The sequence below is a fragment of the Caballeronia sp. SL2Y3 genome, from assembly GCF_022879575.1.
Lineage (GTDB): Bacteria > Pseudomonadota > Gammaproteobacteria > Burkholderiales > Burkholderiaceae > Caballeronia.
Genome location: NZ_CP084260.1, coordinates 2481823 through 2500883 on the forward strand (window position 1 = coordinate 2481823; position 19061 = coordinate 2500883).

The window sequence follows — 19061 nt, forward strand, 5'->3', positions numbered from 1 at the left end:
TCAATTGGCGCGCAATCCGGTCGCCGGATCGAAAAAGTGCAGTTGCCGCGCCGGCACCGAAACCAGCAGCTTTTCGCCCCGCTGCGGCCGATGCGCATGCGGCAAGCGCGCCGCCACGTCATGCTTGCCCCACTTGCCATGCGCGAGATTGTCCGCGCCGAGCAATTCGGCCGAATCGACGTCGAGCGTGGCGCTAGCCGTTTCGATATAGCCGGGCGTCATGTGCTCCGGGCGAATGCCCATGATCCACTCGCGCCCGCACATGTCGCGCGTCAATCCGTGCGCACCCGCAACCGGCAGCTTCGGCCCGCCGTGCGCTACTTCGAACACCGAACCATCTTCCGACAAGCGGCCTTCGAGCAGATTCATAGCCGGCGAACCGATGAAGCTCGCGACGAACACCGACGCGGGACGCTCGTAAACCTCGGTCGGCGCGCCGATCTGCTCCGCGCGGCCCTTGTTCATCACGATGACGCGCTGCGCGAGCGTCATGGCTTCGATCTGGTCGTGCGTCACATACAGGCTCGTGGTGGCGAGACGCGCATGCAGGCGCTGAATTTCGAGGCGCATTTGCACGCGCAGCTTGGCGTCGAGATTCGAGAGCGGCTCGTCGAAGAGAAAGACGGCCGGCTCGCGAACGATCGCGCGTCCCATTGCCACGCGCTGACGTTGCCCGCCCGACAACTCGCGCGGCTTGCGCGCAAGCAGATGTTCCAGTTCGAGGATACGCGCGGCATTCGCGACGCGGCTCTCGATGGTCGCGCGGTCCGCTCCGCCGATCTTCAGCGCATAGGCCATATTCTGCGCCACGCTCATGTGCGGATAAAGTGCGTAATTCTGAAAGACCATCGCGATATCGCGATCCTTCGGCTCCAGCTTGTTCACCACGCGCCCGCCGATCTCGATCGTGCCGTCCGATACGCTTTCGAGACCCGCGACCATGCGCAGAAGCGTCGACTTGCCGCAACCCGAAGGCCCGACCATCACGACGAACTCGCCGTCGTTCACCGCCACGTCGATGCCATGCAGTACGTACTGCTTGCCGTCGTAAGTCTTCTTGACGCCCTGTAGTGTCAGTGCAGCCATTGAACCCGGTTCTCCTTATTATTTTTCCGCATCGACGAGGCCGCGCACGAACCACCGCTGCATCGTCAACACGACCGCGAGCGGCGGCAGCATGGCGAGCAGCGTCGCGCTCATCACGAGATGCCACTCGGTCGCCGTATCGCCCGAGGCGATCATGCTCTTGATGCCGACCACCGCCGTTTGCAGCGACTGCTCGTTGGTGATGAGAATGGGCCAGAGATACTGGTTCCAGCCATAGATGAACGTGATGACGAACAGCGCCGCAATATTCGTCTTCGAAAGCGGCAGCACCACGTCCCAGAAAAAGCGCAGCGGCCCCGCGCCGTCGATGCGCGCCGCTTCCATCAGTTCGTCGGGCAGCGTCATGAAGAACTGGCGGAACAGGAACGTGGCCGTCGCCGAGGCGATGAGCGGCAGCGTGAGGCCCGCGTAAGTGTTGGCGAGATGCATCGACGAAACGACCTGCACCGTCGGAAAGATGCGCACTTCCACTGGCAGCATCAGCGTGACGAAGATCAGCCAGAACGCGAGGTTCTTCAACGGAAAGCGGAAGAACACGATGGCATACGCCGAAATGATGGACACCGCGATCTTGCCGATGGAGATGACGAGCGCCATCACGAGACTGTTGACGAGCATGCGTCCGAACGGCGCGGCGGCGTTGCCGCTGCCGTGCGTCCAGATGTGCGCGACGTTTTCGAAGAGATGCGTGCTCGGGATGAGCGAAAGGGGCACGGTAAAGACTTCCTTCGCGCTCATCGAGGCCGCGCAGAACGCGACGTAGACCGGAAACACGACCAGCGCGACGCCGAGTATCAGCACCGCATGACAGAAGATATCGAAGCCGCGGCGATTCTCGATCATGAATATTGCACCCTGCGTTCGACGAAACGGAACTGCACGATGGTGAGCGCCACGACGATCACCATCAGCACGACGGACTGCGCGCCCGAACTCCCGATGTCGAGGCCCTGAAAGCCTTCCGCGAAGATCTTGTAGATGAGCGTCTTGGTCGATTGCGCGGGACCGCCGCCCGTCGCGGCGTCGATGACGGGGAACGTATCGAAGAACGCGTAGACCAGATTGACGACGACCAGGAAGAACGTCGTCGGCGACAGGAGCGGCAGCGCAATGCCGAAGAAACGTCGCACGGGACCGGCGCCGTCGATGGCGGCGGCTTCGATCAGCGATTGCGGAATCGCCTGAAGCCCGGCGTAGAAGAACAGGAAGTTGTAGCTGACCTGTTTCCAGACGGACGCGAGCACGACGAGAAACATGGCCTGCGTGCCATTGAGCGCGTGATTCCAGACGATGCCCTTTTTCGCGAGCGCATACGTCACGAGCCCGATGCTTGGATTGAACAGGAACGACCACAGCACCGCAGCGATGGCCGGCGCGACCGCATACGGCCAGATGAGCAGCGTTTGGTACGCCTTCGCGCCGCGCGTCACGCGATCCGCGCAGGCTGCGAGGACGAGCGATATCACGAGGCCCGACACGGTGACGAGCGCGCAGAAAATCATCGTCGTACTGAACGACGAAAGATAGAGCGGGTCCGCGAAAAGCTGCCTGAAGTTCGCGAACCCGACGAATTCGCTCGATGTGCCGAATGCGTCCTGACTTTGCGTGGCCTGCCAGAGCGCCTCGCCCGCCGGCCACAGAAAGAAGAGCGCCGTGATGGCGAGCTGCGGCGCGACCAGCAGATACGGCAAGACGCTCGTGTCGAAACGAGACCGTTTTTCCATTGACATGTCCTTCAAGCGCGCCCGCGCGATTCGCGGGCGCTTGAGCGTCGCGCGTCTCGTTCAGCCGCCGCTTTTCTCGAAGCGGCGCAGAAGTTCGTCGCCGCGCTGCACGGAAGAATCGAGCGCCTGCTGCGGCGTCTTCTTGCCGGCCCAGACTTGCTCCAGTTCCTCATCGACGACCGTGCGGATCTGCGGCATGTTGCCGAGGCGCAAGCCCTTCGTGTAGGCAAGCGGCGGCTTGTTCAACATCTGTTTGATGGCGATGTCCGCGCCCGGGTTCTTGTCGTAGAAGCCCTGCTTCTGCGTGAGTTCGTAGGCGGCAGTCGTCACCGGCAGATAACCCGTGTCCTGATGCCACTTCGCCGCGACCTTCGGCGACGAAAGATACGCGAGGAACTTCGCGACGCCCTTGTACAACGCCGGGTCCTTGCCCGAGAGCACCCACAGACTCGCGCCGCCGATAATCGCGTTCTGCGGCGCGCCCTTCACGCTCGCGTCGTACGGCATCATGCCGACGCCGTATTCGAACTTCGCATACTTCTGGATGGTCGCCCGCGATCCCGACGAATTCGTGATGATCCCGCAGTCGCCGCTATAGAACTTTGAGACCGGCTCGTCCTTGCGGCCGACATAGGTGAAGGAGCCGTCCTTCGCCATGTTCTGAAGGAACTGGATGTGCGCGACCTGCAGCGGCTTGTTGAATTCGAGCGTGGCGTCGAGACCATCGAAGCCGTTGTTCTTGGATGCGAACGGCGCGGCGTGCCACGCGCTGTAGTTCTCGAGATGAATCCAGCTCTGCCAGCCGGACGAATACCCGCACGAGTAGCCCGCGGCCTTCAGCTTTTTCGCATCGGCTTCGACATCGGCCCAGGTCTTCGGCGGCTGATTCGGGTCGAGGCCCGCCTTCTTGAACGCGTCCTTGTTGTAGTAGAGGACCGGCGTGGAACTGTTGAACGGCATCGAGATGAGATGCCCGGTCTTCGCGTCGCTGTAATAGCCGGAGATGGTCGGCACGAACGCTTTCTCGTCGAGCGGCACGCCCGCCTGCTTGAAGACGTCGTAGACCGGAAGCACAGCCTTCTTCGCCTGCATCATCGTGGCGGTGCCGACTTCATAGACTTGCAGGATCGCGGGCGCGTTGCCGCTGCGATAGGCCGCGATGCCCGCCGCGAGCGTCTGGTCATACGTGCCCTTGAACACCGGCACGATCTTGTAGTCGCTCTGCGATGCATTGAAGTCGTTGGCGATGTCGTTCACGCGCTCGCCGAGGGCGGCTTCCATCGCGTGCCAGAACTGGATTTCCGTCGCGGCCTGAGCCGCCGTGCTAGCGCCGAAAGCCAGAATGGCCGCGGCCGAGAGGGAACGGAACGAGGGCATGCATCGCATCGAGTGAGTCTCCGGTTGTCGAACGTCTGCGCGTGAAACGCGCGATGTTAGTTGTTGTCGATGACAAACAGGCGTTGATACTCTTTCAGCGCGTACCGATCCGTCATGCCCGCAATGTAATGCGCGATGAGCCGCGCCTGCGTGCTGTTGTGACTGGGCGCGGCCGGATCGTTCGCCGACTCCTCCGCTGCCGCAACACGCGCCTGATACGCTGGCGGCAGAAGGCGCGGATCGTCGGTGAAGGCGTCGAAGAGACCGGTCACGACGCGCCTTGCCTTATTGGCCATGCGCATGACGCGATAATGCCGGTACAGGTTCTTGAACAGGAAACGCTTCAGCGTGGCGGCTTGCGCGGCGACTTCGTCGCTATGGGCGACGAGCGGCGGCGCATTGCGCACGTCGTCGAGCGAGGCGGGCGCGGCGCGCGCGAGATTGCGGCTCGTGGCTTCGATCAGATCGACAATCAGCGTGTTGATGATCCGCCGAATGGTCTCGTGAATCAGCCTGCGCCCCTCGATGGCGGGAAACTCCGCGCGAGCCGCTTCGAAATGCGTGTGCCACAAGCTCACTTCCGCCAGCTGGTCGAGCGTGATGAGGCCGGAGCGCAGGCCGTCGTCCACGTCGTGATTGTTGTACGCGATTTCATCGGCGACATTCGCGATCTGCGCTTCGAGCGAAGGCTGTTTGCCCGTGAGGAACCGCTCGCCGAGATCGCCGAGTTGCCGCGCATTCTCGCGCGAGCAATGCTTGAGGATGCCTTCGCGCGTTTCGAAGCACAGGTTCAGGCCGTTGAACGCGCCGTAGTGCTCTTCGAGTTGATCGACGACCGCGAGGCTCTGCAGATTGTGTTCGAAGCCGCCATGACCGCGCATGCATTCGTTGAGCGCGTCCTGGCCGGCGTGACCGAACGGCGTATGACCGAGATCGTGCGCGAGCGAAATCGCTTCGACCAGATCTTCGTTGAGCCGCAGATTGCGCGCGACCGACCGCGCAATCTGCGCGACTTCCAGACTATGCGTGAGACGCGTGCGAAAGAGGTCGCCTTCGTGATTGACGAAGACCTGCGTTTTGTATTCGAGCCGGCGAAAGGCGGTCGAATGCACGATACGGTCGCGGTCGCGCTGAAACTCCGTGCGGGCGGCGGGCGGCGGCTCCGCATGCCGGCGCCCGCGCGACAACGCCGACCGCGCCGCGTAAGGCGCCAGATGCGCTTCGAGCGCAAGCGACGAAGGCACTCCAAATCCAGCTTCTGTTTCGCTCACCGGCGGCTCCGCTTCGTCGTGCATCGTCGTGGTCCCGGCTGATGCCCGATTGATCAGAGGCTGGCAGCGAGCGTCTCGCGCACGGCCTGATCGGGCGCGCCGGTGATTTCCGTCGCGCCGAAGCGGGTCAGCAGAATAAATTTGATCTCGCCGGCTTCGGCTTTCTTGTCGACTTTCATCAGGTCGATGTAGCGGTCGTCGCCGAGCTTCGGCGCGCGGACGGGCAGCTTCGCCGCTTCGATCACGCGCACGAGCCGCTTGCGCGCGGCATCGTCGAGCCTGCCGAGGCGCACGGAGAGATCCGCTGCCATGACCATGCCGCAGCCGACGGCCTCGCCGTGCAGCCATTCGCCGTAGCCGAGGCCCGCTTCGATGGCGTGGCCGAACGTGTGACCGAAATTGAGGATGGCGCGCTGTCCGCCCTCGCGCTCGTCCGACGCCACCACCGACGCCTTGATCTCGCACGACCGCTTGACCGCGTGCACGAGCGCCCGCTCGTCGCGGCCGTTCAAAGCGCCGATGTTCGCTTCGATCCAGTCGAAGAATTCGGCATCGGCGATTGCGCCTGTCTTGATGACTTCCGCAATACCCGCCGCCAGTTCGCGCTCAGGCAGCGTGTGCAGCGCGCCGATATCCGCGATGACCGCCTGCGGCTGGTAGAACGCGCCGATCATGTTCTTGCCGAGCGGATGATTGATGCCGGTCTTGCCGCCGACCGACGAATCCACTTGCGCGAGCAGCGTGGTCGGCACCTGGATGAACGGCACGCCGCGCATGTAGCACGCCGCCGCGAAGCCCGTCATGTCGCCGACGACGCCGCCACCCAACGCGATCAGCGTGGTCTTGCGGTCGGCACGATTCGATAGCAGCGCGTCGAAGACGATGTTGAGCGTTTCCCAGTTCTTGTGCGCTTCGCCGTCGGGCAGCACGACGGTCGTCACCTTCTTGCCGAGCGGTTCCAGCGCGGCGCGCAAGGTGTCGCCGTAGAGCGGATCGACCGTCGAATTGCTGACGATGGCGACCGACGACCCCTTGATATGCGGCGCGAAAAGCTCGGTGCGGCCGATCAGACCCGCGCCGATATGAATGGGATAGGCGCGCTCGCCCAGTTCGACGTTGACGGTGATCGTTGGGGTAATCATGGCGGACATTATGACTCAGCCGACTTGATGACGCCGGCCACCTCCAGTTGCATCAGGACCATGTTGACGAGCGCGTTGACGGTCGGGCGGCCGGTTTCCACGACGAAGTGCGCGCACTCGTGATAGAGCGGGTCGCGCGTTCGGAACAGCGTTTCCAGCTTGCCGCGCGGGTCGTCTGTCTGCAGAAGCGGCCGGTTCTTGTCGCGGCGCGTGCGCTGCCAGAGATCGTGCGGATTGGCGCGCAGATAGATGACGATGCCGCGATTCTTCAGATGTTCCCGGTTCTCGGGGCGCAGCACCGCGCCGCCGCCCGTTGCGAGCACGATGCCGCTCTTCTGCGACAACTCGTCGATGACATTGACTTCGCGCTGACGAAACCCGCTCTCGCCTTCCAGTTCCCAGATCACCGGAATACGCGCGCCCGTGCGCGCCTCGATTTCCAGGTCCGAGTCGATGAAATCGCGCTGCAAACGGCGCGCAACCGCGCGGCCCACGGTGGTTTTACCCGCCCCCATGAGTCCGACGAAAAAAATGTTCGCGTTCGCGTGCCCTTCCTGCAACGTCAATCCTTTACGGTATCGAATTTGTTCGTGCGGCAGCTTAAGGGCAAACCGCCCGCTTTGTCGAGTCGCGCCCGCCGCGCCGATTTGCCCCGCACCCGGCCATCGGCGAGCCCCTATCCGTCCGACGCAATCACATGCGGCGTGATCAGGATGACGAGCTCGCTGTGCGCCCTGCGTCGCGCGTCGTGACGGAAAAGCCAGCCGATGAGCGGCAGCCTCATCAGCCCCGGCACGCCAGTCACGTCCTCGCGGTCATCGTCCGAATAGATGCCGCCGATCGCCACGGTGCCGCCGTCCTCCACTTCGACGCGCGTCTGCACGTGCTTCGTATTGATGGCGGGCCCGGACACGGTCTGTTCGCCGACGCTGTCCTTCGCCACATCCAGATCCAGCACGACATGACCGTGCGGCGTGATCTGCGGCTCGACCTCCAGTTTGAGCGCAGCGCGCCGAAACTGCACGCCGGAGACGCCATTGCCGACTTTCGCCTGATACGGCAGCTCCGTGCCCTGCTCGACGATGGCCTTCGCGCGGTCCGCCGTCACCACGCGCGGCCGCGACACGACCTGCCCGCGCCCTTCGGCTTCCAGCGCGCTCAGCTGGATATCCAGCAGCCGCGTGGCTTGCGCAGCGAACAGCGTGAGGCCGGCCGTCGCCGCGTCGAAGCCATTGAGAGGCTGCGCCGACAGATCGTATACCACGCCGTCCTTGCCGCCCGCGATGCCGCGCGCCGCATCGCCCGTCGGCGCAACGCCCAGTTTCACGCCGAGATTGCGCGACAACCCGGTCTCGCCCTCGACGATCCGCGCTTCGATCATGACTTGCGGCGTCGGCTTGTCGATCGAGGCGATCAGATCGGCGATCTGCTGCACGCGTGCGTCGAGGTCGGTGACGAAGAGCAGGTTGGTGCGGGCATCGGCCATCGCGGAACCGCGCTTGGACAGCACGCGCTGCGTGCCGGAGCCAGTGAGCAGCTTGCGAACGTCTTCGGCGCGCGGATAGCGCAGCAGGAATGTGCGGCTCGCGAGCGGTTCGAGATCGGCGGCGCGCGCATGCGCTTCGTATCGCAGCTTTTCGCGGGCGGCGAGCTCGGCGAGCGGCGCGACCCAGATCACGTTGCCGTGCTGCTCCATGGCAAGCCCGTTGACGTCGAGGAGCGTGTCGAACGCGCGCCGCCACGGCACCGCGGCCAAATTGATCGACACCTGACCGCGCACCTTCTCGCTCGCGATGATGTTGAGCCCGGTGAAGCGCGCAAAGCTCTGCAGCGCGGCGCTCAGGTCCGCGTTCTTGAGGTCGAGCGTGATCGGCTTGCCGTCGTCGGCGGCGGGGCGTGCATCATCCGATGCGCTCAACCGTTGCCGCTTCGGCAGCGGCACGGGCGGGCCTTCGAGCGGCTCGTCGGCGCTCGCGGCGGGCTGCGCGGACGTGCCCGCAGGCGGCGACGGCACGATCGCGGGCGACGCCGACGCGGCAGGCACGCTCGTATCGATGGCGAACTGGTCGGTCGGCAAGGTATCGAACGATGCCGGCAGCGGCGGCAACGGCGCAATAGGCGCATCGCCGCTCTCGGCCGCGCTCACTGCGCCCGCGATCACCAGCACAGCGACACCGATCGCGCGGAGGATCGAAACGGCCGCGCTCACTTGCCATCCTCCGCGAAGGTCAGCGTGCGGAGCGCGCCTTCGCCGCTCACGAGTTCGATGACGCGCGGCTGCACGCGCGCGAGCCGCTCATCGCCGATCGCCTGGCCCGGCTCGACACGCTCGACGCTCTTGGCGCTCTGCACGAGCGCCATCGCGCGATGTCGTCCGACGAGCGTGCCGACGAGCAGCATGCCCGCGCCTCGCGAGGAACCGGCGGCGCTCTCCTTTGCGAACGGATCGACGATGAACGCGTCCATGCGCGGCGGCTCCGCGAGCGGCACGGCGGGCAGCGTGTCATGGATGCGCAGCGTCGCGTCGACGGTCAGCGCGCCCGCCTGCCGCCGGATGTGCACGGCCTCGGGCACGACCAGGCGCGGCAGTCCGGAAAGCGCCTCCAGAAAGCGTCGGATCTCGGGGAACGAGCCTTCCGCGCGAAACGTCAGCGTGCGTTCGGCGGGCGCGGGCGCCGGTTTCGGCATGCCGCTTTTCGTTGCTTGCGGATCGATCTCGCTCACGCGCAGGCCATTCTGCGCGGCGAGCGCGGCGACGGCGTGCAGCGCATCGCCGGCGGTCCAGTTTTCGGGTTTCATCGCACTGGCCGCCACGCGCGTTCGCAGATCGGGCAGTTCGGCAGCCACGCGCCCTGCGTCGTCCAGCTTGCGCTGCGTCGCGGCGAGCGCGGCGCGGCTCGCATCGCGCTGACTCAAACCGGCGTTCCGCCAGCCTTGCAGAGCCAGCGCGAATACGACGAATGCAAGCGCCACCGCAGTGATCGCGGTCCTGCGTTTCGACCATTGGTCGAGCGGCTGAAGAATCGGCTGGCGCGGCCGCGTGGGGAAATTCATGCTGATCGTGCTCATCGGATTCTCCTCGTGATCGACGCTTTCGTGCTCGCCGGTATCGGCTTGCCTGCCGCCGGCGCATAGCGCACGAGCGCCGTGAACTCGTAACGGTCGGCGGCGGGCGCAACGTGCGCAACCGAGGCGACGGCTTCGCGCCTGCCGGGCGACACCGTTTCGGCGCGCCGCTTCATCTCCACGACTTCGACGGATTGCACGCCGCGCAGCCCTTCCAGACGCTTGAGCCAGCGCGCCGCCGTCTGCGAATCGGGTGCGAGCGCGGCCAGTTCTACTTCTTCCGCGCGTTGCGAGACGCGTTGCAGCGCGACTTCGCTCGAAGCCGGCCCGTCCGCGAGCGCATCCAGAAGCGCGAGAAAGCGATCGCGCGGTGCGGCGAGCGGCTGCGCGGCCTCGCGTGCGCGACGCCGTTCGCCTTCGACGCGCAGCAGGCGGGCGTGCTCGTCGATTTGCGCGCTCGATGCACGCAGCGTCGCTTCGAGCGCGATGCGCCGTTCGTCCAGACGCGCCCGCTCGAACGCGTCCCAGCCGACGACGCCGCCGACCGCCGCGCATCCCGCCAGTCCGGCAGCGGCAAGAATCGCGATCCGCTGACGCCGCAACGAGCGACGTTTCAGCGCTCGATGAGGAAGCAGGTTGAATCCTTCGACAATCGCGGCGCTCGTCATTGCAGCACCTCGCGCAGCGCGAGCCCGAAGGCCACCGCGAAGATGGGCGAATGTTTCAGCGCGCCCGCGATCTCGGATGCGCCGTGGCAATACGGCGCGGACTCGAACGGCAGCGCCGGGCAGCCGAAGACCTCGGTCAACGCCTCGAGGGAAAGCCCGGCCTGTTTCAGCAAATGCTCTTGGCCGCCCACGAAGATGCCGCCAAGCGGCGCCGCTCCCGCCAGATCGCGCAGCGCGTCCCAGGCGCTGCCGTACTCCGGCGCCGGATAGAGCGCGTCGCGCTCGACTTCGCCCGCGTTGACGAGCCAACCGTGCAAGCCCGCGCCTTCGAGCCAGCAAGCCAGATAGCGCGCCTCGGCACCCAGCTCCGTTTTGCCGGAATGGCGCATCGCGCGCAGCGCCGCGGCGGGCTCGCCGTCGATGGCGCACAGCGCGATGCCCGCCGCAGCCGCCGTTTCGACGCGTGCTTCGACGTGCTGACGCGCCGTCGCGGAAATGGCGACGTCCGGCGGGCCGCCCTCGCGCGATCGCACCGACCAGTCGACCGCCAGCGCGCTGCGCTCGATTCCCGAGACGCGCTCGGCTTCGGCGAGCACCGCGGGTTCCAATAGTCCGCACGGGTCCGCGCCGAGCGTCGCCATGTCGGCTTGCCGCGTTTCGATCAAGCGCGCGAGCGGCACGCGCGTGGTGTGCGTCGCGGACGCCGGCAATCCCATGGCGCAGCGCAGCGCCCGCCACGCGCCGTTCTGCGGCAGGCGCGCGACCACCTCGCGCAGCGCGCCGACGACGGCGGCGCGATCGATGAAATCGCTGCCCACCACCGCGCCCGGCGCGAGCGGCACCGTATCCAGATGCTCGACGCACACCGTCGAGTCCCTTTTCAGACGCCGGCTCAAGACGGCGATGCGCACCGCGTCCTCGCTCACGTCGATGCCCGCCGCGAACCGGCGCGTGACCGTCAGCATCGTGCCGCGCAAGGCGTTCTCGTTTGTCATGACCACTCCTTCTCTTACTCGCGCGCCGAACCGTTCGTGCGCTTGCATTGAAGGAATTGTCGGGACGGCGGCGCACGGCGAACATTCGGCCGAATGGCTAACGCGAGCGGTGGCAGGATGTTTTGCCGGGCTATCGCGGGTATTGTTGGAAGTGGAAAAGCCAGCGCGACGCATCGGTCAGGTGTCTGGAGTCCCTAGGAAAAACCCGAAACCCGGACGGCTATAATCGCGGGACTGTTTTTGGTGGTGCTATGCAATCCTCTTCCCCGACCAATCCGCCTGCCACGCCGCCCGAACGGCCTAAGAAGGCTCCCCGTCCCTGGTACACGCGGCTGTTTCTCGGTTTTCTCGTCAGCGTTTTCGCGCTGATCGTCTGTGCTGGACTGGTGCTGGGCTATGCGCTCGTCGTCGCGATGCCGAATCTGCCGTCGCTCGAAGCGCTCACCGACTATCGTCCGAAGGTGCCGCTGCGCATCTATACGGCGGATCACGTGCTGATCGGCGAATTCGGCGAAGAGCGCCGCAGCGTGGTGCGCATTCGGGACGTGCCCGATCATCTGAAAAAGGCCGTGCTGGCCATCGAGGACGCGCGGTTCTATGACCACGGCGGCGTCGATCTGACGGGCATCCTGCGCGCCGGCAGCGTTGCGCTGACGAACGGCCACGCGTCGCAGGGCGCGAGCACGATCACCATGCAGGTCGCGCGCAACTTCTTCCTGTCGAGCGAAAAGACCTATACGCGCAAGATCTATGAAATGCTGCTCGCGTACAAGATCGAGCGCGCGTTGACGAAGGATCAGATTCTCGAGGTGTATATGAATCAGATCTATCTCGGGCAGCGCGCCTACGGTTTCGCGAGCGCGGCGCGCGTCTATTTCGGCAAGGATCTCAAGGACATCACGCTCGCGGAAGCCGCCATGCTCGCCGGTCTGCCGAAAGCGCCGTCGGCGTATAACCCGGTCGTCAATCCGAAACGCGCGAAAGTGCGCCAGGAGTACATCCTTCAGCGCATGCGCGAACTCGGCTTCATCAGCGAAGACGAGTACGAGAAAGCGGCCAAGCAGCCGCTCGTCGTGAAAGGCCAGGGGCGAGAATTCAGCGTGCACGCCGAATACGTCGCGGAGATGGTGCGCCAGATGATGTACGCGCAGTATCGCGAGGAAGCGTACACGCGCGGCCTCAACGTCGTGACGACGATCGATTCCGCCGATCAGGACGCCGCGTATCGCGCCGTGCGCAAAGGGTTGATGGACTACCAACGGCGTCACGGCTATCGCGGGCCGGAAGGTTTCATCGATCTGCCGTCGAACGCGGACGACCGCGAACAGGCTATCGACGACGCGCTCGCCGAGCACCCGGACAACGGCGAGATCGTGGCGGCCGTGGTGACGGCGGCGAGCACGAAGGAAGTGAAGGCGAGCTTCATCGACGGCAACGTGGCCACCGTGAGCGGCAGCAATCTGCGCTTCGTCGCGAACGCGCTTTCGCCGCGCGCGCAGCCGAACCAGCGCATTCGTCCGGGCGCCATCGTGCGGCTCGTGAAGAACGACGACGGCGACTGGACCATCACGCAACTGCCGCAAGTAGAAGGCGCGCTCATTTCGATGGTGCCGCAGGACGGCGCGATTCGCGCACTCGTCGGCGGGTTCGACTTCAACAAGAACAAGTTCAATCACGTCACGCAGGCATGGCGTCAGCCGGGGTCGAGCTTCAAGCCGTTCATTTACTCGGCGTCGCTGGAGAAGGGCTTGTCGCCGGCGACGATCATCAACGACGGACCGCTCTTTTTCAGCGCCGCGGAAACCGGCGGCCAGGCGTGGGAGCCGAAGAACTACGGCGGCGGCTTCGACGGCCCGATGACCATGCGCACCGCGCTGCAAAAGTCGAAGAACATGGTGTCGATCCGCATTCTGAACACCATCGGCACGAAGTACGGGCAGCAGTACATCACGCGCTTCGGCTTCGACGCCGACCGCCATCCCGCCTATCTGCCGATGGCGCTCGGCGCGGGTCTCGTCACACCGCTGCAAATGGCGGCGGGCTACGCGGTGTTCGCGAACGGCGGGTATCGCGTGAATCCGTATCTGATCGCCGATATCACCGATCCGTACGGCGCGGTCGTGTCGCATCCGCAACCGCTCGTCGCGCAGCAGTCCGCGCCGCTCGCCATCACGCCGCGCAACGCGTATGTGATGAACAGCCTGCTGCAAAGCGTCGCGCAGCACGGCACGGCCGCGAAGACGAATCAGCTCAAGCGCAGCGATCTGGCCGGCAAGACCGGCACGACGAACGATTCGCGCGACGCCTGGTTCGCCGGCTACCAGCGTTCGCTCGTGGCGATCGCGTGGGTCGGCTACGACAACCCGCGCAGCCTCGGCGACAAGGAAACGGGCGGCGGGCTCGCGCTGCCGGTCTGGATGGACTACATGAGCCGCGCGCTGCAAGGCGTGCCCGAGTACAAGCCGTTGATGCCGCCCGATGTGAAATCGCTCGGCGGCGAGTTGTACTACGACGACATGACGCCGGGCCACGGCTTCATCGCGACCATCGGCGTCAGTCAGGCGCCGCCGCAGGAAGGCGGCGTGTCGGGCGTGACCGCGCCCGCGCCGGATGTCGGCGAGCAGGAAAAGCAGGACATCATGAATCTGTTCAAGGGGCAATGAGCCTTGCGCGCCCCGCGCCGGTCACGCTTTGAAGCTGACCGGCTCGCCTGCCTGCGCAGTGGAATGCTGCGAGAGCGCCGCGAAAAACTCGCTGTTATCGCGGGTATCGCGCCATTGGCCGTCGACGTACTTGTAGTGGAATCCGCCCGCCTTCGCCGCGAGCCAGATCTCGTGTTTCGGCGGCTGAAGGTTGACGATCACCTTCGTCCGGTTCTCGAATTCGAGCGTCAACACGTTGCCGCTTCGCTCGAATTCGATGTCCGCTTCGGCCTCGTCGACGGACCGCTCGATCGCCGTCAGCACGGCCTCCGCCAAGGTCAGGTATTCCTGGTCTGTCATGCTAAACTCCATCGATTCTATGTACAGGGACGGTCATGCGAGCTGTTTTCAGGATGAGCGCGATTGTAGCGGCTGTCAGCGTTTGTGCCGCGACCACGCTCACGCTCGGCGGTTGCGGGCAACGCGGCCCGCTTTATCTCCCCGTCGTTCCTCCCATGCCGCAGCGCCCTGATAACCTTCAGGATACGCCGCCTTCCGACGTGACTCCGAGCGACGAAACCGCGTCGCGCGCCGGCAAGACCGGAACCAACGCGGCGGGCGACGTGCCCGACACGTCCGGCGAACCGCTTTCGCTCGCTCCCGAGACCGACCTGAAATCAACGCCCACAGCGCCGAAAGCCGCGTCGTCGGGCGAGTGACCGGCAAGCTCTTCGCGCACCGCGCATCTTCCATTCCAAGCACGCATGAGTGATTCCGCATTCCATTATGTCGACGGCGTGCTGCACGCCGAAGGCGTTTCCGCCGCGTCGCTCGCGCAGCAGTTCGGCACGCCGCTCTACGTCTATTCACGCGATGCGCTGACGCGCGCCTATCGCGCTTACGCCGATGCGTGCGCCGGACGGCGCGCAGTCGTTCATGTGGCCGTGAAGGCCAACAGCAATCTCGCGGTGCTCAACGTGTTCGCGCGCATGGGCGCGGGCTTCGACATCGTCTCGTCGGGCGAACTGGCGCGCGTGCTCGCGGCGGGCGGCAAGGCCGAGAACACGGTGTTTTCGGGCGTCGGGAAGTCGGCGGCGGAAATGCGCGAGGCGCTGGAAGCGGGCGTCAAGTGCTTCAACGTGGAGTCGATTCCCGAGCTGCACGCGCTCAACGAAGTGGCGAAGTCGCTCGGCAAGCGCGCGCCGGTTTCGCTGCGCGTGAACCCGGACGTGGACGCGAAGACGCATCCGTACATTTCCACGGGCCTCAAGTCGAACAAGTTCGGCGTGGCGTTCAGCGACGCGCGCACGACGTATCGCGAAGCGCACGCGATGGCGAATCTCGACGTGGTCGGCATCGACTGCCATATCGGTTCGCAGATCACCGAGATCAGCCCGTATCTCGACGCGCTCGACAAGTTGCTCGATCTCGTCGAGCAAATCGAGTCGGACGGCATGTCCATTCGTCATGTGGACGTCGGCGGCGGTCTGGGCATCGCGTACGATGACGAGACGCCGCCCGATATCGGCGATTTCGTCCGCGCGCTGCTCGCGCACATCGAAAAGCGCGGCCACGGTCAGCGCGAAGTGTATTTCGAGCCGGGGCGCTCGCTCGTCGGCAATGCGGGCGTGCTGCTCACGCGCGTCGAATATCTGAAGCCGGGGGAAGAGAAGAGCTTCGCCATCGTGGATGCCGCCATGAACGACCTCGCGCGCCCCGCGATGTACGAGGCGTTTCATCGCATCGTGCCGGTCGTGAAGCGTGACGCGCCCGCGCACAAGTACGACGTGGTCGGCCCCGTCTGCGAGAGCGGCGACTGGCTCGGGCGCGATCGCGATCTGGCTGTCGAGCCGGGCGACTTGCTCGCCATCTGCTCGGCCGGCGCGTACGGCTTCGTGATGAGCTCGAACTACAACACGCGCCCGCGCGCCGCCGAAGTCATGGTGGACGGCGAGCGCGCCCGCCTCGTGCGCCAACGCGAAGAGGTGCGGCAGTTGTTCGCCGGAGAGTCGATCCTGCCGGACTGACGCTCGCTCGAATGCGAACCGAAGAAGCGATGCCGCGGCATCGCTTTTTTCATGCGCGCGTCGCGGCTTTCGACTTCAGCCACACGACCAGACGCCAGCCGAGCAACGCAATCACGATCGCGCCGTAGATCTTCGGCAGTATCAGATCGTGCTTGCCCGCCTTCATCCACCAGAAATGCAGGATGGCGAGCGCGGCGATGACATAGATCGCGCGATGCAGTGTCTGCCAGCGTCGGCCGAGCTTGCGCACCATCGCCTTGGGCGACGTGACGGCGAGCGGAATCAGCAGCACGAACGCCGCAAAGCCGACCGTGATGAACGGCCGCTTGCCGATGTCCTTCAGAATCTCCGCGACGTCGAACCACTTGTCGAACCAGAAGTACGTCGTGAAGTGCAGCGCGGCGTAAAAGAACGCAAACAGCCCGATCATGCGGCGAAAGCGCACGAGCGCGGTCACGCCGGTCAGGCGTCGGGCGGGCGTGATGGCGAGCGTGATGCACAAGAACACGAGCGTCCAGAGGCCCGTCGAGCGCGTGATAAATTCGATCGGGTTTGCGCCGAGTCCGCCATGCACGCCCGTCACGCCGAGCAGCACGAGGCGCGCAAGCGGATACAGCGCGGCAATGAACACGACGACCTTCGCGGGCACGATCCAGCGCGGCCCCGCCTGCGCGCGCGGCCGCGGCTGCGCCGTCTTGATATCGGTTGCGGTCGGCATGGTCAGAAGTTCTTCTTGAGGTCCATGCCCTGATACAGCGACGCGACCTGATCGCCGTAGCCGTTGAACATCAGCGTCTTGCGTTTGGGCGTGAAGAATCCGTCCTCGCCGATGCGCCGCTCCGTCGCCTGACTCCAGCGCGGGTGGTCCACGTTCGGATTCACGTTCGAATAGAAGCCGTATTCATTCGGCGCGTAAGTGTTCCAGCTCGTAGGCGGCTGCTTTTCCACGAAGCGGATCTTGACCAGCGACTTCGCGCTCTTGAAGCCGTACTTCCACGGCACCACGATACGCACCGGCGCGCCGTTCTGATTCGGCAGCACTTCGCCGTAAAGGCCGACGGTCAGGAGCGTGAGCGGATGCATCGCTTCATCCATGCGCAGGCCTTCGGAATACGGCCAGTCGAGGATCGGCGTGGACAGGCCCGGCATCTGCGAACGGTCCGCGAGCGTGATGAACTGCACGTACTTCGCGTTGCCCGTCGGCTCCGCGCGCTTGATCAACTCGGACAGCGACACGCCGATCCACGGAATGACCATCGACCAGCCTTCGACGCATCGCAGCCGGTAGATGCGCTCTTCCAGCGGCGCGAGCTTGAGAATCTCGTCGATGTCGTAGACCTTCGGATTCTTGATCTCGCCTTCCACCGACACCTTCCACGGCCGCGGACGCAACGTGCCCGCGTGCTCGGCCGGATCGCCCTTGTCGGTGCCGAACTCGTAGAAGTTGTTGTACGTGGTGACGTCTTTGAGCGGCGTCGGTTTGTCGAGCGCCACGAACTTCGAATTGGTCTTCGCGGCGAGCTTCTGACCCTTCGCATCGGGCGAAGTCAGCGTCGCGTGGGCGAGACCGCTCGCGCCTGCGAGCCCCGTTGCCGCGAGCGCGCCCAACGAGCGCAGCGCGCGGCGGCGGTTCTCGAACACGTCGCGCGGCGTGATCTCGTGACTGGGGATGTCGTCGCCATACAGCGCGCCATTACGTTTGATCCACATGGAGCCGACTCCTTTGCTTTCGCGATACACAGGCAAACAGCAGAACCAGTGCCCGTATTCCACGCCGAAACGAAAAAAAACCGCCAGCGCGATGCGTGGCGGTTTCTCCTTTTTCTATGCCGGCCGGCTCACAGCTTGCCGTAACTGTGCAAGCCCGACAGGAACATGTTGACGCCGAGGAACGCGAACGTCGTCACGATCAGGCCGGTCAGCGCCCACCACGCCGCCGCCGCGCCGCGCAGGCCCTTCATCAGCCGCATGTGCAGCCACGCCGCGTAGTTCAGCCAGACGATGAGCGCCCACGTTTCCTTCGGGTCCCAGCTCCAGTAGCCGCCCCACGCTTCCGCCGCCCAGAGCGCGCCGAGAATGGTCGCGATGGTGAAGAACGCGAAGCCGACCGCGATCGACTTGTACATGACGTCATCGAGCACTTCGAGCGACGGCAGGCGGTCCGCCAGCACGCCGCGCTGCTTGGCGAGATACGCGACCGACACCATCGCGGAAAGCGCGAAGCTGCCGTAACCGATAAAGTTCGCCGGCACGTGAATCTTCATCCACCAGCTTTGCAGCGCGGGAACGAGCGGCTGAATCTGCTGCGCGTCGCGCGCAATCGAGTACCACATCAGAAAGCCGACGGCCGCGCTGATCACGAGCAGCACGAACGCGCCCATTTGCCGCGTCGCGTAATGCTGCTCGTAGTAGAGGTAGAACAGCGACGTGATCAGACAGAACAGCACGAAGACTTCGTACAGATTCGAAATGGGAATGTGGCCGACGTCGCTGCCGATCATGTACGACTCGTACCAGCGCACCATCAAGCCGGTGAAGCCCATCAGCACCGCGACCCACGTCATGCGGGAACCGATCGCGCCGCCCGTCTGCGACCGCGTGACGAGTCCGATCCAGTAGAACAGCGTCGCGAGAATGTAGAGCGCGCTCATCCACAGAATCGCGGACTGGCTCGACAGGAAGTACTTGAGGAAGAAATTGGTGTCGGCGCGCGCCAGATCGTGCTGGTAAAGCTGAATCGACAGCAGCGACATGACCGCGATCAGCGCGATCAGCAAGCGCACAGGCTTCCAGCGCCAGCCGAGCACGACGAACGTCGGCACCGCGCCGATCAGCACGGCCGTGTCGTACACGTCCATGTACGCGTGATAGCGGTTGAGCGCGAAACCCGCGCCCGCGACCATCGCGAGGGCGAACAGCCAGTCGAGCGCGCCGAGCCTGCGGAAGAACGGACGGTCGTCGAACACGGCGACATCGGGAAGGCTCGATGCCGGACGTTCCGTTTTGGCGGAAGCGTGGGAGGAAGTCTGTGTGAGGTCCATG

Annotated in this window: 18 protein-coding genes; 3 read left to right on the forward strand and 15 right to left on the reverse strand. The window is 64.9% G+C overall.

Features of this window, described 5'->3' with window-relative positions:
• The 11 genes from LDZ26_RS11705 to pilM all read right to left on the reverse strand — a co-directional run bounded on the left by LDZ26_RS11705 (position 1) and on the right by pilM (position 11350).
• A complete protein-coding gene (locus tag LDZ26_RS11705; RefSeq protein WP_244847368.1) occupies positions 1-1086 on the reverse strand; it encodes a sn-glycerol-3-phosphate import ATP-binding protein UgpC in 1086 nt (361 codons plus the stop codon).
• An 18-nt stretch (positions 1087-1104) separates the two neighbouring features.
• Positions 1105-1950, reverse strand: coding sequence for a sn-glycerol-3-phosphate ABC transporter permease UgpE (gene ugpE, locus LDZ26_RS11710; RefSeq protein WP_206467132.1), 846 nt, complete (start codon positions 1948-1950; stop codon positions 1105-1107).
• Positions 1947-2831: a sn-glycerol-3-phosphate ABC transporter permease UgpA gene (gene ugpA, locus LDZ26_RS11715; RefSeq protein WP_244847369.1), complete on the reverse strand. Its 885-nt coding sequence runs from the start codon at positions 2829-2831 to the stop codon at positions 1947-1949. The genes ugpE and ugpA overlap by 4 nt, the downstream gene beginning before the upstream one ends.
• Before the next feature lie 60 nt (positions 2832-2891).
• Positions 2892-4217, reverse strand: coding sequence for a sn-glycerol-3-phosphate ABC transporter substrate-binding protein UgpB (gene ugpB / locus LDZ26_RS11720; RefSeq protein ID WP_244847370.1), 1326 nt, complete (start codon positions 4215-4217; stop codon positions 2892-2894).
• 47 nt (positions 4218-4264) lie between these two features.
• Positions 4265-5503 (reverse strand): deoxyguanosinetriphosphate triphosphohydrolase, encoded by a 1239-nt coding sequence (locus LDZ26_RS11725; protein WP_244847371.1) that lies wholly within the window; start codon positions 5501-5503, stop codon positions 4265-4267.
• Between the two features lie 29 nt (positions 5504-5532).
• Positions 5533-6630, reverse strand: a complete 1098-nt coding sequence (gene aroB / locus LDZ26_RS11730; protein WP_244847372.1) for a 3-dehydroquinate synthase — start codon at positions 6628-6630, stop codon at positions 5533-5535.
• Positions 6630-7136, reverse strand: coding sequence for a shikimate kinase (locus LDZ26_RS11735; protein ID WP_370650675.1), 507 nt, complete (start codon positions 7134-7136; stop codon positions 6630-6632). The genes aroB and LDZ26_RS11735 overlap by 1 nt, the downstream gene beginning before the upstream one ends.
• A gap of 161 nt (positions 7137-7297) precedes the next feature.
• On the reverse strand, positions 7298-8830 hold the full coding sequence (gene pilQ, locus LDZ26_RS11740) for a type IV pilus secretin PilQ (protein WP_244847374.1): 1533 nt from the start codon (positions 8828-8830) through the stop codon (positions 7298-7300).
• On the reverse strand, positions 8827-9690 hold the full coding sequence (locus LDZ26_RS11745; protein WP_244847375.1) for a hypothetical protein: 864 nt from the start codon (positions 9688-9690) through the stop codon (positions 8827-8829). Before LDZ26_RS11745 ends, pilQ begins: the two co-directional genes overlap by 4 nt.
• Entirely contained in the window at positions 9687-10355 is a 669-nt protein-coding gene (locus LDZ26_RS11750) for a fimbrial assembly family protein (protein ID WP_244847376.1), read from the reverse strand. Before LDZ26_RS11750 ends, LDZ26_RS11745 begins: the two co-directional genes overlap by 4 nt.
• Positions 10352-11350, reverse strand: a complete 999-nt coding sequence (pilM, locus tag LDZ26_RS11755; protein WP_244847377.1) for a pilus assembly protein PilM — start codon at positions 11348-11350, stop codon at positions 10352-10354. The genes LDZ26_RS11750 and pilM overlap by 4 nt, the downstream gene beginning before the upstream one ends.
• 251 nt (positions 11351-11601) lie before the next feature.
• On the opposite strand from pilM, the gene LDZ26_RS11760 reads away from it, so the two are divergent.
• Positions 11602-14013 carry a penicillin-binding protein 1A gene (locus LDZ26_RS11760; RefSeq protein WP_244847378.1) on the forward strand — a complete coding sequence of 804 codons (2412 nt, stop codon included), beginning with the start codon at positions 11602-11604 and terminating at the stop codon, positions 14011-14013.
• 21 nt (positions 14014-14034) lie between these two features.
• On the opposite strand, the gene cyaY is transcribed toward LDZ26_RS11760, so the two are convergent.
• Positions 14035-14352, reverse strand: a complete 318-nt coding sequence (gene cyaY / locus LDZ26_RS11765) for an iron donor protein CyaY (protein ID WP_244847379.1) — start codon at positions 14350-14352, stop codon at positions 14035-14037.
• A gap of 35 nt (positions 14353-14387) precedes the next feature.
• Between cyaY and LDZ26_RS11770 the strand changes: the two genes are divergently transcribed.
• Positions 14388-14711, forward strand: a complete 324-nt coding sequence (locus tag LDZ26_RS11770; protein WP_244847380.1) for a lipoprotein — start codon at positions 14388-14390, stop codon at positions 14709-14711.
• A 45-nt stretch (positions 14712-14756) separates the two neighbouring features.
• Positions 14757-16019, forward strand: coding sequence for a diaminopimelate decarboxylase (lysA, locus tag LDZ26_RS11775; protein WP_244847381.1), 1263 nt, complete (start codon positions 14757-14759; stop codon positions 16017-16019).
• A 49-nt stretch (positions 16020-16068) separates the two neighbouring features.
• Here lysA and msrQ read toward each other — a convergent pair whose 3' ends face one another.
• The 3 genes from msrQ to ccsB form a co-directional block, all read right to left on the reverse strand.
• The gene (gene msrQ / locus LDZ26_RS11780; RefSeq protein ID WP_244847382.1) at positions 16069-16737 is read right to left on the reverse strand and encodes a protein-methionine-sulfoxide reductase heme-binding subunit MsrQ; all 669 of its coding nucleotides are present in this window, start codon (positions 16735-16737) and stop codon (positions 16069-16071) included.
• 2 nt (positions 16738-16739) lie between these two features.
• Positions 16740-17729 (reverse strand): protein-methionine-sulfoxide reductase catalytic subunit MsrP, encoded by a 990-nt coding sequence (msrP, locus tag LDZ26_RS11785; protein ID WP_244847383.1) that lies wholly within the window; start codon positions 17727-17729, stop codon positions 16740-16742.
• Between the two features lie 128 nt (positions 17730-17857).
• Positions 17858-19060: a c-type cytochrome biogenesis protein CcsB gene (ccsB, locus tag LDZ26_RS11790; protein WP_244847384.1), complete on the reverse strand. Its 1203-nt coding sequence runs from the start codon at positions 19058-19060 to the stop codon at positions 17858-17860.
• Between the last annotated feature and the right edge of the window lies 1 nt (position 19061).

Bases quoted from the DNA above. Each gene is read 5' to 3' on its own strand.
- LDZ26_RS11705 (WP_244847368.1), bottom strand. From the start codon at position 1,086: ATGGCTGCACTGACACTACAGGGCGTCAAGAAGACTTACGACGGCAAG.
- ugpE (WP_206467132.1), bottom strand. From the start codon at position 1,950: ATGATCGAGAATCGCCGCGGCTTCGATATCTTCTGTCATGCGGTGCTG.
- ugpA (WP_244847369.1), bottom strand. From the start codon at position 2,831: ATGGAAAAACGGTCTCGTTTCGACACGAGCGTCTTGCCGTATCTGCTG.
- ugpB (WP_244847370.1), bottom strand. From the start codon at position 4,217: ATGCGATGCATGCCCTCGTTCCGTTCCCTCTCGGCCGCGGCCATTCTG.
- LDZ26_RS11725 (WP_244847371.1), bottom strand. From the start codon at position 5,503: ATGCACGACGAAGCGGAGCCGCCGGTGAGCGAAACAGAAGCTGGATTT.
- aroB (WP_244847372.1), bottom strand. From the start codon at position 6,630: ATGTCCGCCATGATTACCCCAACGATCACCGTCAACGTCGAACTGGGC.
- LDZ26_RS11735 (WP_370650675.1), bottom strand. From the start codon at position 7,136: ATGGGGGCGGGTAAAACCACCGTGGGCCGCGCGGTTGCGCGCCGTTTG.
- LDZ26_RS11745 (WP_244847375.1), bottom strand. From the start codon at position 9,690: ATGAGCACGATCAGCATGAATTTCCCCACGCGGCCGCGCCAGCCGATT.
- LDZ26_RS11750 (WP_244847376.1), bottom strand. From the start codon at position 10,355: ATGACGAGCGCCGCGATTGTCGAAGGATTCAACCTGCTTCCTCATCGA.
- pilM (WP_244847377.1), bottom strand. From the start codon at position 11,350: ATGACAAACGAGAACGCCTTGCGCGGCACGATGCTGACGGTCACGCGC.
- LDZ26_RS11760 (WP_244847378.1), top strand. From the start codon at position 11,602: ATGCAATCCTCTTCCCCGACCAATCCGCCTGCCACGCCGCCCGAACGG.
- cyaY (WP_244847379.1), bottom strand. From the start codon at position 14,352: ATGACAGACCAGGAATACCTGACCTTGGCGGAGGCCGTGCTGACGGCG.
- LDZ26_RS11770 (WP_244847380.1), top strand. From the start codon at position 14,388: ATGCGAGCTGTTTTCAGGATGAGCGCGATTGTAGCGGCTGTCAGCGTT.
- lysA (WP_244847381.1), top strand. From the start codon at position 14,757: ATGAGTGATTCCGCATTCCATTATGTCGACGGCGTGCTGCACGCCGAA.
- msrQ (WP_244847382.1), bottom strand. From the start codon at position 16,737: ATGCCGACCGCAACCGATATCAAGACGGCGCAGCCGCGGCCGCGCGCG.
- msrP (WP_244847383.1), bottom strand. From the start codon at position 17,729: ATGTGGATCAAACGTAATGGCGCGCTGTATGGCGACGACATCCCCAGT.
- ccsB (WP_244847384.1), bottom strand. From the start codon at position 19,060: ATGGACCTCACACAGACTTCCTCCCACGCTTCCGCCAAAACGGAACGT.